We start from the raw sequence: 17,699 nt of genomic DNA on the forward strand, positions 1-17,699 counted from the left end.
TAAAAGAAGTTGAAGAAATAAAAGAAGAAGTAAAAGAGCCGGTAAAAGAAGTTGAAGAAATAAAAGAAGAAGTAAAAGAGCCGATAAAAGAAGTTGAAGAAACAAAAGAAGAAGTAAAAGAGCCGGTAAAAGAAATTGAAGAAACAAAAGAAGAAGTAAAAGAGCCGGCGAAAGAAATTAAAGAAACAAAAGAAGAAGTAAAAGAACCAACAAAAGAAGTTAAAGAAGCAAAAGAAGAAGTAAAAGAACCAACAAAAGAAGTTGAAGAGGTAAAAGAAGAAGTAAAAGAACCAACAAAAGAAGTTGAAGAGGTAAAAGAAGAAGTAAAAGAACCAACAAAAGAATTAGCAACTGGATTGAATCAAAAGCCAAAAGGGAATAATCAAGTTATTGAAAACGAAGAGAGAAAAGCAGACAATTTAAATAAACAACATGCTAATAAGCCAGAGGAAGGTAAGAAATCTTTAGCATCAACAGGCGGTGAAGCTAGCACATCGACTTTACTTTCTGGAATAACACTTGTTCTTTCCGCACTAAGTATGTTCATATTTAGAAAGAGATTATTTAAGAAGTAAATAACGTTTAATCTTATTATTATATATAACTATTTTTTCTTTTTTGAGAAGACATTATCATGGCAGTTTCATTAGAAACATGCATATGATGATGTCTTTTTGTATGAGAGAGAGTAAAAAACCCATTCGTATGAAATATAACTTTCATACGAATGGGTTTTATTAATTTACTTTTTCCCCTCAGTCATTACGGATTCAGAAGTAATTTGAGGTGCCAATTGTTACATAACCTTTTTTATTTTTTGCGGAACTTCTTTCGTTTGCGAATTAACATCTTCTTTTCGCAACTCTTTAAAGAGCGAGGTGACCATCAGAATGACTACAATAGAAAATGGTAGCGCAGCAATTATAGCTGCGATTTGTAGTGCATTCAATCCACCTGCCTGTAATAAAATAGCGGCAATTATCGCGATTGTTAATCCCCATATAAGTTTTAAACTATTTTTCGGTGATAAGCTTCCGTTACTCGTTTGCATAGCAACAACAAATGTTGCAGAATCAGCAGAAGTAACGAAAAATGTCGCAACTAAAATTAAGCCGATAATGGTTAAGAAAGTTGAGAATGGTAAGTGTGAAATGACAGCGAATAGCCCAATTTCAGTACCATTTTTCGCGATTTCATCAGCGATTCCAAGTGATTGGAACATTTCCATATGAATAGCTGTGCCACCAAAGACAGCGAACCAAAATGTACAAATGAATGTTGGGATTAATACGACGCCGATAATAAATTCACGAATTGTACGTCCGCGAGACACACGAGCAATGAAAGTACCGACGAATGGAGACCAAGAGATCCACCAACCCCAGTAGAAAATAGTCCAATTTTCAATCCAAGAAGAAGATTCTTTACTAAAAGCACCTAAATTTAATCCCATGCTTGGTAGTGCTCCAATATAAGAACCTAGTGTAGAAGTAAAATACTTCATGATAAAGACAGTTGGTCCTAAAATTAAAAAGGAAACGAGTAATATTCCGGCGAGGGAGAAGTTTAAGTTACTCAAATATTTAATCCCACGATCTAAGCCAGTTTGTGCACTTGTTAAATAGAGTACAGTGAAAATGGCAATAAGTACGAGTTGTGTACCAATTGTATTATTGATAGAAGGGAATAAATAGCTTAATCCTCCAGCGATTTGTTGTGCACCGATTCCGACAGAAGGTACAATCCCAAATACAGTTGCTAAAACAGCTAAAATATCGACTGTTTTTCCAATAGGAGAATTTTTCGATCGATTAAATAATGGAGTAACTGTAGCACCAATTGTACTACCTTTTTGTTTTCGGAATGTAAAATATGCAATTGTTAGAGCAACCATTGCATAAAGTGACCAAGGGAAGAGGCCCCAGTGGAAAAATGAATATTGCATAGCAAGTTTAGCGCTTTCCTCAGTTCCAGGTTCGCCAGTAAGCGGTGCCCCAAAGTGTGAAATGGGTTCAGTAATTCCATAAAAGAGAAGTCCGATTCCCATTCCTGCTCCAAATAACATGGAAAGCCAAGAGAGGTAACTATATTTCGGTTTTTCATCATCTTTACCAAGACGAATGGATCCATATTTTGAAAATGCTAAATAACCAGCTAAAAAAATCATTGTGGTCATAAGTAGAGAGTAAAACCAACCAAACTTATTGAGGATAAATGAGTTTAAGGAAGAAGTAACGCTTTGTAAATCATAGCCTTGTATCCAGCCTGCTGGAATTACACCCCATATAATAAATAAGGTTGTAAGCAAGATGGAGATATAGAATACACTGTTTTCTTTTTTTATCATAGAATCCCACCTTTATTTAATAAAGTTAACAATTATATTAATCATAACAATAAATCTAATAATTGTCAAAAAATTCATTTTTTATGATAGCTGTGTATAAGGAAAATCTTGTTCACGATATGGTCAAAATGTAGGAAGAAATCATATGAAATATTGCATTTTACATCATTTTATCTAGATAATATGTTAATTTCGTAAATGGAATATTTAAATAGGGGGCAATGATATGAACAAGAAATCGAAGTTTAATAAAGTGATGCTTAGTATTAGTACAATGGCTCTATCGCTCGGAGCAATTCAAACGAATGTATCAGCAGAAGAAAAGGTACCGTATAATGTATTGCATTCGAAACCAGTTGGAATTGAAAAACCAGTAGATGAGATCGGACACGCTTCTAAAGCCGAGGAAACATTATCATTTCAAGAACGTTTAAAAGTAGGAGATTTTTCACAGCGACCAGCATCTATTACGAAGAACTCGGCAGTAAAGCAAGCTAAAGAAAGCTATTCAATGGCTGATTTAAACAAAATGAATGATCAAGAATTAATTGAAACGTTAGGCAGTATTAAGTGGCACCAAATTACAGACTTATTCCAGTTTAATGAAGATGCAAAAGCTTTTTATAAAGACAAAAGAAAAATGCAAGTAATTATAGACGAATTAGCTCATAGAGGTAGTACATTTACGAAAGATGATTCAAAAGGCATTCAAACGTTTACTGAAGTGTTACGTTCAGCTTTTTATCTTGCATTTTATAATAATGAATTAAGCGACTTAAATGAAAGAAGCTTCCAGGACAAATGTTTACCAGCGTTAAAAGCTATTGCGAAAAATCCCAACTTTAAGCTTGGAACAAATGAGCAAGATACAGTCGTATCTGCATACGGAAAATTAATTAGTAATGCATCAAGTGATGTTGAAACAGTGCAATACGCAGCGAATATTTTAAAACAATATAATGATAATTTTCATACATATGTAGACGATCGTATGAAAGGACAAGCTGTATACGATATGATGCAAGGCATTGATTATGATATACAGTCTTACTTAAATGAGGCTCGTAAAGAAGCGAATGAAACGATGTGGTATGGAAAAGTAGATGGGTTTATTAATGAAATAAATCGTATTGCTCTTCTAAATGAAGTAACGCCAGAAAATAAATGGCTCGTTAATAATGGAATTTATTTTGCTAGTCGTTTAGGTAAGTTTCATAGTAATCCAAATAAAGGATTAGAGGTTGTTACACAGGCAATGCATATGTACCCGCGTTTAAGTGAGCCGTATTTTGTTGCAGTAGAACAAATTACAACAAACTATAACGGGAAAGATTATAGCGGGAATACGGTAGATTTAGAGAAGATACGTAAAGAAGGAAAAGAGCAATACTTACCAAAAACGTATACATTCGATGATGGATCTATTGTATTTAAAACTGGGGATAAAGTGTCAGAAGAAAAAATTAAGAGATTATATTGGGCTGCGAAGGAAGTAAAAGCGCAATATCACCGTGTGATCGGAAATGACAAAGCTTTAGAACAAGGTAATGCAGACGACGTATTAACGATAGTAATCTATAATACTCCAGACGAATACCAGTTAAATAGACAATTGTATGGATATGAAACAAACAACGGTGGGATTTATATTGAAGAGACAGGCACATTCTTTACATATGAGCGTACGCCAGAGCAAAGTATTTATAGTTTAGAAGAGTTATTCCGTCATGAGTTTACTCATTATCTTCAAGGGAGATATGAAGTTCCCGGTTTATTTGGAAGAGGGGATATGTATCAAAATGAAAGATTAACTTGGTTCCAAGAAGGGAATGCAGAATTTTTCGCAGGATCTACTCGTACAAATAACGTTGTACCAAGAAAGAGCATCATTAGTGGATTATCATCTGATCCTGCAAGCCGTTATACAGCAGAGCGTACACTATTTGCTAAATATGGTTCTTGGGATTTCTATAACTACTCGTTCGCATTGCAGTCTTACTTATATACTCATCAATTTGAAACGTTTGATAAAATTCAAGATTTAATTCGTGCGAATGATGTGGGAAATTATGATACGTATCGTGAGACTTTAAGTAAAGATTCTAAGTTAAATAAAGAGTATCAAGAGTATATGCAGCAGCTAATTGATAATCAAGATAAGTACAATGTGCCGGAAGTAGCAGATGATTATTTAGCTGAACATGCACCAAAAGCACTAACAGAAGTGAAGAAAGAAATTAGTGAAACGTTGTCTATGAAAGATACAAAAATGACAAAGCATACATCTCAATTCTTTAATACATTTACATTAGAAGGCACGTTTACAGGTAGTGTAACAAAAGGTGAATCAGAAGACTGGAAAGCAATGAGTAAAAGAGTAAATGAGGCTTTAGAACAATTGACGCAAAAAGAATGGAGTGGCTACAAAACGGTTACAGCATACTTCGTTAATTATCGTGTGAATAGCTCTAATCAATTTGAATATGATGTAGTTTTCCACGGTATCGCAAAAGATGACGGAGAAAATAAAGCTCCAACGGTTAATGTAAACGGACCTTATAATGGGCTTGTAAAAGAAGGAATTCAATTCAAAAGTGATGGGTCAAACGATGAAGATGGAAAAATCGTTTCTTATTTATGGGACTTCGGGGATGGAAGTACAAGTACAGAAGTTAATCCAGTACATGCATATGAAAGAGAAGGAACTTATAAAGTAGCGTTAAGAGTAAAAGATGATAAAGGTAAAGAGAGCAGAAATGAAACAACTGTTACGATTAAAGATGGGAGTTTAACAGAATCTGAACCAAATAATCGTTCAGAGGAAGCAAATCGTATTGGGTTAAACACTACTATAAAAGGTAGCCTTATCGGTGGGGATCATACCGATGTTTATACATTTAATGTCGCATCAGCGAAAGATATCGATATTTCTGTTTTAAATGAGTATGGAATCGGGATGACATGGGTACTTCACCATGAATCAGATATGCAAAATTACGCAGCTTACGGTCAAGCTAATGGAAATCATATAGAAGCAAAATTTAATGCAAAACCAGGTAAGTATTACTTGTATGTATATAAATATGATAATGGTGATGGAACATACACATTATCAGTAAAGTGAAACTTTAATCAGTGGGGGTTCTGTTCATCCCCCACTGATTATTAGTTGAACCAATCGGGCATTTACGGGCAGTTGATCTCCCACCTAACTTCCGCGCATTCGCCGAATTTTGAAGTGGGAGTCTTACTGCCCGTTAATGCGGGATAAAATAAGTACTCTTCCAATGTATGTTTAACTTTACTTTTTGTGGAAAATAGTATATTATATAGATATACAATATATCGGTTATTTACTAGGAGGAGCCTGTCACAATAGGTTTCTCCTGTTCTTTTTTAGAGACCTGTCTTACAGGTTTTTCTTTAAAAAGTAAATAACTGAAAATTAAGATTAATGATTTTTGAAAGAGGTGGGGCATACACATAACAAAAAAGGGATTGTTTAAGAAAGGGGGATAAGAAATGGTCTTGTTTGGTTATCCACTTGAAACAATTTATTTATACGGATTTATAATTGCAACTATACTTACTGTCATTTATATCTTCTTTGGAGATATATTTGAATCAATATTTAGCTTTGGTGGAGGATCTGTATCCATTGTAACTTTATTACTTAGTTTTTTTGCAATGTTATGTGGATTTAGTTATATAGGAGAATATTTATTTTCCTTTAATAGCATTATTATTTTTGGTGGCTCATTTGCTATATCCTTTATTGGTGTTTTCATAATGAAAATATTAATTTTAAAACCGATTGCAGAGGCAGAGCAAAATACAATGCACCGCATGGATGAATTTATTGGACGAAAAGGAGAAGTAATTATATCGATTCCGAAAGAAGGATTTGGAGAAGTATTAATCTCATCCCAATTTGGAAGTAATGCAATACCAGCGAAAACAATTGGGAAAAAAGATATTTCACAAGGAACCGAGGTCATTATCGAGGGAGTTCAAGATGGTGTTTTGCTTGTACAAAACATCGCTTATTCTTTAAAGAAACCAAAATTATAAGGGGGAATTTACATGACGATTCCATTAATTATCGGTGGAGTTTTACTCGCAATTTTACTTCTACTCATTTTAGTATTCATTACGAAGTATCGTACAGTTGGTCCAGATGAAGCATTAATTGTAACAGGGAACTGGCTTGGTGGTGGAAAGAATGTTGTTATCACTGATGATGGAAAGAAGATCAAGATTATCCGCGGTGGTGGTACTTTCGTTGTTCCAATTATGCAACGAGCAGAACTTCTTAGCTTATTAAACTACAAATTAGAAGTTGGAACACGTGATACGTATACGAAACAAGGTGTACCAATTACAGTAAACGGTGTTTCTATTATTAAAGTAGGATCGACAATTGAAGAAGTTTCTACAGCAGCTGAACAATATTTAGGAAAAGAAACGGAAGAGTTAAAAGTAGAAGCAAAAGAAGTTTTAGAAGGGCATCTACGTGCTATTTTATCTTCCATGACAGTAGAAGATGCTTATAGTAATAGAGAGCAATTCGCACAAAAGGTGCATGAAGTGGCTTCTACTGATTTGAAAAAGATGGGACTTCGCATCGTTTCCTTTACAATTAAAGAAATAATGGATAAAAACGGCTACTTAGATGCACTTGGTCAGCCGCAAATTGCAATGGTTAAGCGTGATGCAACAGTTGCGAATGCAGAGCGTGAAAAAGAGGCACGAATTGAAAAAGCTCGTGCTGAGAAAGAAGCAAAAGAAGCAGAATATCAACGTGATGCACAAATTGCTGAAGCTGAAAAGCATAAGGAATTAAAAGTACAATCTTATAAGAGAGACCAAGAACAAGCTCGCGCAGATGCAGATCTTTCTTATGAATTACAACAAGCGAAAGCACAACAAGGTGTTACAGAAGAGCAAATGCGAGTTAAAATCATTGAGCGTGAAAAGCAAATTGAGTTAGAAGAAAAAGAGATTGCGCGTCGTGAAAAGCAATACGATGCAGAAGTAAAGAAAAAGGCAGATGCAGATCGCTATGCTGTTGAACAATCAGCTGAAGCGGAAAAAGTAAAACAAATGAAAAAAGCAGATGCGGATCAATATAAAATTGAAGCAGAAGCAAGAGCACGTGCAGAAGAAGTTCGTGTAGAAGGTTTAGCAAAAGCAGAAATTGAAAAAGCACAAGGTCAGGCAAAGGCAGAAGTACAAAAGGCACAAGGTACAGCGGAAGCTGATGTTATTAGGTTAAAAGGTTTAGCAGAAGCAGAAGCGAAACAAAAAATTGCAGAAGCATTTGAATTATATGGGCAAGCCGCGATTATGGATATGGTTCTTAAAATGCTTCCAAGTTATGCGAAAGAAATTGCGAGTCCACTTAGCAACATTGATAAAATTACAGTCGTTGATACAGGCGGTGGTGGAAAGAATAGCGGCGCCGGAAAAGTTGCAGGGTATGCGACTGATTTAATGGCAACAATGCAGGAAACACTAAAAGCTTCTTCTGGTATTGATTTAAAAGAGTTATTAGAAGGGTTTGCTGGAAAAGGTGCCGTGCAGCAACTATCAAATGATAAACCTGTAGTATCAGTAGTAGAAGATGAGAAAAAAGAAGTAGAAAAAGATAAAAAATAGTAAGGTGGAAAGAACCTCTAGTAAATGGGATACTAGAGGTTCTTTCGTGAAATATAATATTTCGAATAATGTACATTTTTATATATTGTTTTAATTATTTAAATTCTATAGAATGAAAAAGGTATGTAACAATACTTTAAATGTAGAGAAAGATGAGGAAAAAGAGAAAGAGGGTCTCATCAATACATTTAAATCGTATGATTTGTATAAAGAGATTAAATGTAAAGTAATTGCATTTAAAACGGTATGGAGGGGTAGGAATATGTTTCAAGGAAAATTAAGGAGTAGAAGCTTAAAAACAAAGTTACTTGTATCATTTATTATTATTTTAATTCTTCCAAGTATTGTAATTGGTTGGACGTCTTATCAGCAGGCGAAGACAAATTTTAATGAAACAATTTTGCAATCAGCAAAAGATAACGTGAAGGTTTTAAATAATGTAATTAATAAAGAGTTAGATAGTAAGAAAGTAGACGCAGCATATTTTACAAAATTATTCACTGGAGCGAGCTATCAAGCAGATCAGCTTCAAAACGTGCAAAATAAATTAGAAGAATATAATAAATTACATCCAGAAATGGAAGCAATATATACTGGATCTAGTAATGGACAATTTATTCAATCACCGGTACTTCAAATGCCAGAAGGGTATAATCCTACAGAAAGAGATTGGTATAAAGAGGCAGTGAAAAAAAGTGGTGAAGTAATTATCACAGCTCCATATAAATCAAAAACGACAGGAAATATTGTTGTTACAATAGCAAAACAAAATGAAGATAAAAGTGGCGTTCTCGGTATTGATTTAATTATTAATGATATTGTAAATACTTCAAAAATGGTTAACATCGGTAAAGAAGGGTATGTTGCAATTTTTGATCAAGATAAAAATGTAGTAGCACATCCAACGTTAAAGCCGGGGGATAAGGTAGAAGAGAAACTTGAAAAAGAGCTGTACAAGCAGGAAATAGGTGATTTTAAATTCTCATTAGATGGTGAGGATCGTAATCTTACCTTTAAAACAAATAAGCAAACTGGATGGAAAATAGCAGGAATTATGCCTTCAAAAGAAATAATTGAAGCGGCTGAACCTATTTTCTATAAAACATTAACTGTTATTGGTATCTCGTTAATAATTGGTGGAATTGTAATTTACTTCATAATCGCTTCTATTATTAAACCGTTAAAGCAACTTGTTATATCAGCGAGGAAAATTAGCGAAGGTGACTTAACGGAATCAATTGCTGTTCGTTCGAGGGATGAAATTGGACAGTTAGGTGAAAGTTTTAATGAGATGGCAGCATCATTACATGATGTAATTTCAAATATTAATACTTCAGCTGGTCATGTAGCAGCTTCTTCGGAAGAATTAACGGCTAGTATGAAGCAAGCAAGTGAAGCAACAGAACAAATTACAAGGGCGATGGAACAAGTATCGAGTGGGGCAGAAATACAAACGCGGGAAGTTGAAGAAGGAGCGACTCTGTTAGAAGAAGTTACAGAAGGAATTCAGCGTGTTGCGGATAGCTCTTCATTAGTATCCACAGCCTCTATGTATACGAAGCAAAAAGCTGAAGATGGTGGAAAGTTAGTTGAACAAACTGTGAATCAAATGCAATTAATTCATGAGTCTGTGTCACAGTCAGACGAAGTCATTTCTTTATTAGATGATAAGTCGAAGCAAATTGGAGCTATTCTAGAAGTGATTCAACATATTGCACAGCAGACAAACTTATTAGCATTAAATGCTGCAATTGAGGCTGCAAGAGCTGGAGAGCAAGGAAGAGGTTTTGCAATTGTAGCAGATGAAGTACGTAAACTAGCGGAACAATCGGGACAGTCTTCTACGGAAATTGGAAAGTTAGTGAAAGAGATACAATTTGATATAAAAGAAACTGTAAGTTCTATGAATCAAGTTGGTACAGAGGTACAATCAGGGCTTGTAGTTGCAAATGAGGCGAAGCAAAGCTTTGTAGAAATATTGAAATCTACAAATGATACAGTTGTACAAATTGATAGTATGGTAGATGTAGCGAAGCGAATGACGATAGATACAAAACAAGTAAGTGCATCTATTAATGAAATTGCAGCAACGATTGAAGAAAATGCAGCAAGCGTTCAAAATATTGCTGGCTCCTCTGAAGAACAAGTAGCTTCAGTAGAAGAAATAAATTCAGCAGCAGTTCACTTATCGCGAATGGCTGAAGAATTACAAGAGATGATTGGTAAATTTAAAGTGTAATAACAAGCATTAAGAAACGAGGTAGTAATTTTACTTCGTTTCTTTTTTTATCCCGCTATTTGTGGGCAGTAAAACTCCCACCTCATAATTCGGCTGGAGCAAAGAAGTTAGGTGGGAGTCGGGCGGCACGTAGATGCCCGATTGGTGAAGGCTAATAATCAGTGGGGGATGAACAAAACCCCCACTGATTAAAGTTTCACTTTATGAAGATAAAGATAAAGAAATATATAGTAACCGTGTTATGATAAAAGGTGATAATTAAAAAACTGTATTTTCTTTAAATTCTATCTTCAGTAATGTTAGGGGAATGATTTTGAAATTGAAGAAATTGAAACTGCAACCGAGAATTACATTAACTATTAGTACACTTATTCTTGTTGTACTGCTGTTAACGAGTTATTTATTTTACTACATATTATCTGAAACAGTAGAAGACCAAATCGGAAAAAGAGCGCTGTATGTTGCGAAAACAGTTGCTGCTATACCGGAAATCGGGGAAGCTTTTCAAAAAGAAAATCCAGCTTCTATTATTCAGCCAATTGCAGAAAAAATTCGAATCGAAACAGATGCTGATTTTATTGTAGTTGGAAATAAAGATGGTATTCGTTATGCGCATCCTAAGCGAGATAAAATAGGAGAGAGAATGGTTGGCGGAGATAATGAAGGGGTTCTATTAGAAGGGGAATCTTACGTTTCGAAAGCAACGGGATCATTAGGGCCTTCACTACGCGGAAAAGTCCCGATTCGTAATCAGGATAATGAAATTATTGGTGTAGTATCTGTTGGTTTTTCAATGGATGATATTCATGGAGCGATAGAAGTGTATGGAAAGCGTGTGTTTTGGATTACAATAACAGGTCTGTTAATTGGGATAATAGGCTCTGTATATTTAGCAAAAAGTATTAAGCGGATGATGTTTGGAATGGAGCCAGAAGAAATTTCATCTTTATACGAGGAGCATAGTACAGTTATTCAATCTGTACGTGAAGGGATTGTAGTAATCGATAAAAATGGAATGGTTAGTTTAGTAAATCAAGCGGCATACGATATCCTTTCTTTAGATAAACAACAAAATATAATGGGAGAATTTATTTTAGATGTTATTCCTAATTCATCGATACTGGATGTACTTCAAACCGGAGAAGAACAATTTGATCGCCAATTAAATATAAAGGGACAGGATGTTATTGCCAATCGCCTACCTATTAAAGTTAATCATAAAGTAACTGGTGTAGTATCCAGCTTGCGCTTGAAATCTGAGATGGATCAATTAACAGCGGAATTATCTCAAACACGGCAGTATACAGAGGCATTGCGGGCGCAAACGCACGAATATAACAACTTATTGTATACGCTTTCAGGTCTTATTCAATTAGAGTCTTATGAAGATGCTTTAGAGCTTATTCATAAGGAAACGGCAGTATATCAAGAGTTCGTTCAATTTATTATGAAACGAATTCAAAATCCATGGTTAGGTGGGATTTTAATTGGATTTTATAATAGGGCGCGAGAGTTGAAGATTGATTTTATGTTAGATCGGGAAAGTAGTTTAGAAGAGTTAAGTCCGCATATTGAGAGTAATTACGTTGTTTCTATTTTAGGGAATTTGATCACGAATGCATTTGAAGCAATTGAAAGAAATCAAGATCATGATAAGAAAGTAAGAATGTTTGTAACAGATATTGGGGAAGAAATATTAATTGAAGTAGAAGATTCAGGACAAGGTGTTCATGATGAAATAATTACAAGTATATTCTATAAAGGTTTTTCGACGAAAGTGGGCGAAAAACGTGGATATGGATTAGCGAAAGTGAAAGAGTTAGTGGAAGATTTAAATGGAAGTATTGCGATTGAAAAAGGGGATTTAGGTGGTGCTTTATTTATCATTGCATTACCGAAAGAGAGAGGCGAATTGTAATGAATGAGGGGATTGAAGTATTGATTGTAGAAGATGATATTCGGATTGCGGAAATTCATCGTCGTTTTACTGAAAAAATTGAGGGGTTTAAAGTAATTGGAACAGCAACGACTGGGGAACAGGCGAAAGAATGGTTAGAGTTTGTAAAGCCACAACTCGTTTTATTAGATGTATATTTACCTGACATGCAAGGGACTGAACTCGTCACATATATTAGGCATAATTTGCATGATACAGATATTATTATGATTACAGCCGCATCAGAGACGGATGTAGTGCGACATGCTTTAAGAGGCGGAGTAACAGATTATATTGTAAAGCCACTTACATTTGATCGGTTTAAAACAAGTTTAGAAAGTTATCAAAAGAAGATTACGAAGTTAAAGAAAAATGCTCAATTATCTTCAGAACAGATTGAACATCTATGGTCCCAAAGAGGGGTGCAGGCAAATCCAATAGAATATGCGCCAAAAGGAATCGATCCTTTAACGTTAGCAAAAATAAAAAAGCATATGCTAACTATTAATGAAGAGGGAATTACTGCAGAGATACTAAGTTCAATGGTAGGTGTAAGCCGATCAACTGCTAGGCGCTATTTAGAGTATTTGATCTCTGGAAAGAAAGTGCATGCAGAGCTCATATATGGAAGTGTGGGAAGGCCAGAAAGAAGGTATTTCCGCGTTTCTTCATAGGGGATTTTTACAACAATAAAAACAGTAGAGGATTATTACATTTCCTCTACTGTTTTTTCTAGTTTCATCTTATATTGGAATAATTCCAATTATAATTCCAGTAATCAACATAACCATTGTCGTTCCAACAGCCCAAAGTAAAGTGAATCGTTGGTGTTCACCAAAATCAACCTTGGCCATTCCGACTAATAAATAAGTGGAAGCCACGAGGGGACTCAGTAAGTGAACAGGTTGACCGAGTAACGAAGCACGTCCCATTTCTGCTGCACTAATTCCGTAAGCGGCAGCAGCTTTCGTTAAAATAGGTAATACACCGAAGTAAAAGGCATCATTAGACATGAAAAATGTGAACGGCATACTTAGTAAAGCTGTAATAATTGGAAGTTGGGGGCCAAGTGCATCTGGTATAAGAGTAACAACACTTTGAGCCATTGCATCTACCATTTTTGTTCCAGATAGAATACCTGTGAAAATTCCAGCAGCAAAGACGAGAGAAACAACCGCTAATACGTTTCCAGCGTGAGACGCAATACGCTCTTTTTGCTGTTCTAAGTTAGGATAGTTAATCATAACAGCAATAGCAAAAGCGACTGTAAATAGAACAGGTAGCGGCATAACTTCTAGTATGAGACAGACAAGTAATGTAGCGGTCAATAAAAAGTTAATCCATAGAAGTTTAGGGCGTTTATGCACGGCAGCTTCAACCGTCGCAGCTTGCTCATCCATTGTTTGCATTTGTTTTAAATATTGTACATCCATAATTCCTAAACGTTTTCTTTCTTTTTTTCCAAGATAATAGGCAACGAAAACTACCCAAATTGCACCAGCAATCATTCCTGGTATAAGTGGTGTGAAGAGTTCTGATGCATCAAGTCCAAGAGCACTCATAACCCGAGCTGTTGGTCCACCCCAAGGTGTAAGATTTGTCACACCTGCTCCTAACATAACAATCCCAGCTAATATAAGTGGATTCATTCCAAGACGTTTATATAGTGGATACATTGCGGAAACTGTAATCATATATGTTGTTGTTCCGTCCCCATCTAATGAAACGATAATAGTAAGGATAGCCGTACCAACAACAATTTTTAAAGGATCACCTTTTACAAATTTTAAAATTTTACTAATAACAGGATCAAATAAACCACTATCAATCATAATCCCAAAATATAAAATGGCGAACATAAGCATAATACCAGTAGGTGCTAGCTTTTGAATTCCTTCTAACATCATCGGGCCCATATTCGCATAAAAGCCACCAATTAATGCGAAAATAATTGGAACTAATATTAATGCTACTAATGCTGACATACGTTTAGTCATAATCAAAAACATAAAGACAAATACCATTGAGAATCCGAGTAATGCTACCATGTAATCTCCCCCTCAAAAAATGATTGCGCTTTCAATATAAAATGAAAATTCAGATAAAAGGTTTTTTATTTATAATAAAAGGTTCAATTCGAATGGTAAATAATTAAAGAAATAACATCATTAGAAACATAATCTTTATTTTGATCATTTTGTTCATGAGGTAATTTTGAATTTTTAAAAAGATAAATGCCTTCGTACAAGAATGGTAGAATAAGGTGAAAACGAGAAGCGCGTGAAGTAGGGAGTAGATTTTGAATGGAAACAAGAATAGAAGAGATATATAGTTCATGTAAAGGCAAAGTAGAGGAGATTTTTATTAATGAATCCTCTTACGTATATGAATGGGAAAAATTAATGATGATTCGAAAGTACGATGGTGAGCTTGAGAAAATCGGGGTAGGGATCAGTGGAAATATAAGATTAGTAAATGTAGAAGTTGGACAGGAAATTGATACGGATACATTATTAGTTAAGTTAGAAGATGATTTGTTAATTACTGGTTGTGAATGATGAGAGATGTGTAGAAGTAACTGCACATCTCTTTTTTGTTCCATATATTACAAAAAGAACATTGTTTTTTCACAAATCTCACACAACCTTTTGGTATTCTTTTCGTGGAGTATACGGTTTCTAGGGAGGAATATTGATGAAAGTAAAATATGTCGTACTTGCTATATGTTTATGTTTCATATTTACGATAGTAGGATGTGGGAAAAAAGAACTAACAGCTGTTGCGATTAATGAGAAAAATGATAAGTGTGACATTTGCCAAATTGGGGTAATCGATAATCAATTCGCAACCGAAATTATTTTAGAAAATGGAAAAGCATTAAAGTTTGATGATATTGGTTGCATGTATAAATGGATGGAGATCAATTCAGGTGAAAAGACGAAAGAAAAATTTGTTCGAGATTATGATTCGAAAGATTGGGTTTCGTTGGAAGATGCTACTTACGTATATGATAAAACAATAACGACACCGATGGCTTATAATGTCATTTCATTTAAAAATAAAAAAGATGCAGAGAGTTTTGTATCTAACTATAAGGGGAAAGTTCTTTCGTATAAAGAGCTATCAGAGCATAAATGGGAAATGAATAAAGAGATGATGGGAAAACCGAAAACAGGGAATCACGGTGGGCATCATTAATAATAGAAACAGACAACTATATAGTTGTCTGTTTCTATTATTACTCAGGTGCAAATATAGAAAAGGTGTAAAATTTTTAGAAGAACGGTTACAATGGAATATAGTAACCTAAAGCAATCATTTATGTACTTTTTAGAAATGTATACAAATGCGGTAAAAACGTGCTAAACTAATTGCTTCATAATGTTAATGATGAGGCCATCAGGCGTATCATTCCAATAGGTTGAGAAACATCGATATAAGTTTAGAATAATTCGATTAAAGAAGGAATCTAAAGGGCTTATGGATAAATGTACTCAAGAAGAATTATTGTATGTGATGGAGGAATGGTTAAGAAAACATTATCTTTCATAGGAGCTGTAGTTGTGAGAAAACAAAAAATTTTATTATGTATGTTATTAGGACTTTTAATGACGGTAGTGGCTTGCGATAAGCAAGAGGAGCCAGAATCAAAACCGGTTCATGTGAAAAACGAAAAGAAAAAAGAAAAGCATAAAGAACAGGAAGAATCTAAAGAAGAAAAAAGTATAAATTTAATGGACAAACAGTTGCTACTTTCTGCGACGCTTGGAGACACAGAAACAGCTATGAAGCTGATCCAAGATGGAGCGAATATCAATGTAGAAGGTGACAACGGAGAAACGCCTGTCCTTGCAGCGACGTATCAAAATCATGTAGAGACAGTTAAAGCATTAATTGATGCGGGTGCTGATATTGAAATTCAAGACGAAAAACAAAGCAATCCATTTCTTTATGCAAGTAGAGAAGGATATGCGGATATTGTAAAAGTATTAATTAATGCAGGAGTTAATACGAAGGAAACGACTAAGTCAGGTGGAACAGCACTTATTTCTGCATCTGAGCGTGGCCATGTAGAGGTTGTTAAAGAATTATTAGAGCATACAGATATTGATGTGAATTATAAGAATGAACGTGGTGGAACAGCTTTATTAGAAGCAATTGTATTAGGAAATGGTAGTGAAAGTCATAAGAAAGTAATTCAAATGCTTATTGACCACGGGGCAGATGTAAATATGGCCAATAAGGAAAATATTACGCCGCTGCAATATGCTGAAAAAAGAGGTTTTAAAGATATTGCGAATATGTTGAGGATAGCTGGAGCGAATGAAGTAGTACAGCCGCAACCACAACTGGCGGAATAACAAGCTGAAGAAATAAAAAGCACGAAATAATCCCATTTAGATAGACAGAATGAAGAAGTCATTTTAGTATGATGGATTCAGTAATGTGTATTTAAATGGGATTTTTGTTTTGAAAAAATGGATGGATGCTATATCGAGAAGGCTACAAATAGTAATTAAGGAGGGTATAAATGCGATTTTCAGAACTTGAGTTAATAGCAATTCAGGCAGAAGTTTTATTTGTTCATAATCAAGTAGGAAGAATAAAGTGTGTAAATGAAAATGGAAATCTGAAAGCACCACGTTTTTTTCTTAGCAGAACTCGTGAAGGGAATATAACGAGGTATCATTATAAACTGCATGGTGAAATGATAAGTAAGATTGAGAAATTAATTCGAGAATGCTCAAATCACATTGAGATAGCAAAGATCATTAAAGTATTAAATGAAGAGAGAACGGTGGAGAATATTTGGGTGGGTCCTGCTTTCATGTTCCCTAATAATTTACATAAGCCAACTAGAACAATACAAATAACAGAGAAGAATAAAGAGCTTTTGCGAGAAAATTTTTCTAATCTAATAGAACAGATGGAATGGAGGCGACCTTATTTTGCAATTGTAAATAATGAAAAGGTAGTTTCTATATGTTGCAGTGCCAGAAGTACGCCCGTAGCTGCTGAGGCAAGTGTGGAAACTTTAGTGGAGTTTCAAGGGAATGGATATGGTGCTGATGTCGTTACAGCCTGGGCACTATCAATACAAGAGGAAAAGCGCATTCCGCTTTATAGTACTTCTTGGGATAACTTTGCTTCGCAAGCAGTGGCAAGAAAACTAGAATTGATTAATTATGGAATGAATTTGCATATCACTTAAATTTTAAACACAGTTGTTTGCTGTTGGAGTTTATTCGTATATCTAGATTATTGTAAAAGTAATATGGTGAATATTAACATTCGATTAACATCTAATTAACAATTTATCAAAACTGACTTAATAAATGCGTAATATAGTAAAGGTAACAAAATAACTAGGGTAGAGAACATTTGAGAACACCCGCTTACATATAACGTGCCGCTTTCTTAAGTGTGCTCTATTCCCTAGAGTTCAAATAAGGAGAAAGGTGTTCTATGTAAGTAGGTGTTTTTAGTTTGGATAAAAATAGAAAAGCTAGGTGGAATAA

Annotated in this window: 13 protein-coding genes and 1 pseudogene; 12 read left to right on the forward strand and 2 right to left on the reverse strand. The window is 34.8% G+C overall.

The annotated features are described in order from the left end of the window. A partial coding sequence (locus tag SB773_RS11400) for an LPXTG cell wall anchor domain-containing protein (protein WP_410589973.1) occupies positions 1–575 on the forward strand: 575 nt, incomplete at its 5' end. 221 nt (positions 576–796) lie between these two features. On the opposite strand, the gene opuD is transcribed toward SB773_RS11400, so the two are convergent. Next, positions 797–2,347 (reverse strand): glycine betaine transporter OpuD, encoded by a 1,551-nt coding sequence (gene opuD, locus SB773_RS11405; protein ID WP_113734799.1) that lies wholly within the window; start codon positions 2,345–2,347, stop codon positions 797–799. Between the two features lie 226 nt (positions 2,348–2,573). Between opuD and colA the strand changes: the two genes are divergently transcribed. The 7 genes and pseudogenes from colA (at position 2,574) to SB773_RS11440 (ending at position 12,854) form a co-directional block, all read left to right on the forward strand. After that, a complete protein-coding gene (gene colA / locus SB773_RS11410) occupies positions 2,574–5,471 on the forward strand; it encodes a collagenase ColA (protein WP_410589975.1) in 2,898 nt (965 codons plus the stop codon). A 398-nt stretch (positions 5,472–5,869) separates the two neighbouring features. Then, positions 5,870–6,418, forward strand: coding sequence for an NfeD family protein (locus SB773_RS11415; RefSeq protein ID WP_088032433.1), 549 nt, complete (start codon positions 5,870–5,872; stop codon positions 6,416–6,418). Between the two features lie 12 nt (positions 6,419–6,430). Continuing rightward, positions 6,431–8,005, forward strand: a complete 1,575-nt coding sequence (floT, locus tag SB773_RS11420) for a flotillin lipid rafts scaffold protein FloT (RefSeq protein ID WP_060750494.1) — start codon at positions 6,431–6,433, stop codon at positions 8,003–8,005. Positions 8,006–8,267: 262 nt separating this feature from the next. Then, positions 8,268–9,305 (forward strand): annotated as a pseudogene (locus SB773_RS11425) (HAMP domain-containing protein); the annotation flags it as partial. A gap of 120 nt (positions 9,306–9,425) precedes the next feature. After that, complete coding sequence (locus tag SB773_RS11430) at positions 9,426–10,244, forward strand: methyl-accepting chemotaxis protein (protein WP_370671442.1); 819 nt, start codon at positions 9,426–9,428, stop codon at positions 10,242–10,244. 307 nt (positions 10,245–10,551) lie between these two features. Next, a complete protein-coding gene (locus SB773_RS11435; protein WP_002010387.1) occupies positions 10,552–12,162 on the forward strand; it encodes an ATP-binding protein in 1,611 nt (536 codons plus the stop codon). Next, positions 12,162–12,854: a response regulator gene (locus tag SB773_RS11440; RefSeq protein ID WP_044444439.1), complete on the forward strand. Its 693-nt coding sequence runs from the start codon at positions 12,162–12,164 to the stop codon at positions 12,852–12,854. The genes SB773_RS11435 and SB773_RS11440 overlap by 1 nt, the downstream gene beginning before the upstream one ends. Positions 12,855–12,923: 69 nt before the next feature. Here the strand turns inward: SB773_RS11440 and SB773_RS11445 are convergent, their stop codons facing one another. Continuing rightward, positions 12,924–14,228 (reverse strand): CitMHS family transporter, encoded by a 1,305-nt coding sequence (locus tag SB773_RS11445; protein WP_410589978.1) that lies wholly within the window; start codon positions 14,226–14,228, stop codon positions 12,924–12,926. 255 nt (positions 14,229–14,483) lie between these two features. Here SB773_RS11445 and SB773_RS11450 point away from each other — a divergent pair, with 255 nt between their 5' ends. From SB773_RS11450 to SB773_RS11465, 4 genes are all read left to right on the forward strand, one after another. Further along, positions 14,484–14,738, forward strand: coding sequence for a hypothetical protein (locus SB773_RS11450; protein ID WP_060750498.1), 255 nt, complete (start codon positions 14,484–14,486; stop codon positions 14,736–14,738). A gap of 136 nt (positions 14,739–14,874) precedes the next feature. After that, complete coding sequence (locus SB773_RS11455) at positions 14,875–15,378, forward strand: nitrous oxide reductase accessory protein NosL (RefSeq protein ID WP_044444442.1); 504 nt, start codon at positions 14,875–14,877, stop codon at positions 15,376–15,378. 290 nt (positions 15,379–15,668) lie between these two features. After that, on the forward strand, positions 15,669–16,541 hold the full coding sequence (locus SB773_RS11460; RefSeq protein ID WP_410589981.1) for an ankyrin repeat domain-containing protein: 873 nt from the start codon (positions 15,669–15,671) through the stop codon (positions 16,539–16,541). A gap of 170 nt (positions 16,542–16,711) precedes the next feature. Then, a complete protein-coding gene (locus SB773_RS11465; RefSeq protein WP_044444443.1) occupies positions 16,712–17,392 on the forward strand; it encodes a GNAT family N-acetyltransferase in 681 nt (226 codons plus the stop codon). Positions 17,393–17,699 lie beyond the last annotated feature (307 nt).

Origin of the sequence: Bacillus sp. SIMBA_074 (assembly GCF_046534555.1) — a bacterium.
Classification (GTDB): Bacteria; Bacillota; Bacilli; order Bacillales; family Bacillaceae_G; genus Bacillus_A; species Bacillus_A mycoides.

What these genes read in the sequence shown, in the direction of transcription:
- SB773_RS11450 (WP_060750498.1), top strand. Translation starts at nt 14,484, where the DNA reads ATGGAAACAAGAATAGAAGAGATATATAGTTCATGTAAAGGCAAAGTA.
- SB773_RS11440 (WP_044444439.1), top strand. Translation starts at nt 12,162, where the DNA reads ATGAATGAGGGGATTGAAGTATTGATTGTAGAAGATGATATTCGGATT.
- SB773_RS11435 (WP_002010387.1), top strand. Translation starts at nt 10,552, where the DNA reads ATGATTTTGAAATTGAAGAAATTGAAACTGCAACCGAGAATTACATTA.
- SB773_RS11465 (WP_044444443.1), top strand. Translation starts at nt 16,712, where the DNA reads ATGCGATTTTCAGAACTTGAGTTAATAGCAATTCAGGCAGAAGTTTTA.
- floT (WP_060750494.1), top strand. Translation starts at nt 6,431, where the DNA reads ATGACGATTCCATTAATTATCGGTGGAGTTTTACTCGCAATTTTACTT.
- SB773_RS11455 (WP_044444442.1), top strand. Translation starts at nt 14,875, where the DNA reads ATGAAAGTAAAATATGTCGTACTTGCTATATGTTTATGTTTCATATTT.
- opuD (WP_113734799.1), bottom strand. Translation starts at nt 2,347, where the DNA reads ATGATAAAAAAAGAAAACAGTGTATTCTATATCTCCATCTTGCTTACA.
- SB773_RS11430 (WP_370671442.1), top strand. Translation starts at nt 9,426, where the DNA reads ATGGAACAAGTATCGAGTGGGGCAGAAATACAAACGCGGGAAGTTGAA.
- SB773_RS11460 (WP_410589981.1), top strand. Translation starts at nt 15,669, where the DNA reads ATGTACTCAAGAAGAATTATTGTATGTGATGGAGGAATGGTTAAGAAA.
- SB773_RS11415 (WP_088032433.1), top strand. Translation starts at nt 5,870, where the DNA reads ATGGTCTTGTTTGGTTATCCACTTGAAACAATTTATTTATACGGATTT.
- colA (WP_410589975.1), top strand. Translation starts at nt 2,574, where the DNA reads ATGAACAAGAAATCGAAGTTTAATAAAGTGATGCTTAGTATTAGTACA.
- SB773_RS11445 (WP_410589978.1), bottom strand. Translation starts at nt 14,228, where the DNA reads ATGGTAGCATTACTCGGATTCTCAATGGTATTTGTCTTTATGTTTTTG.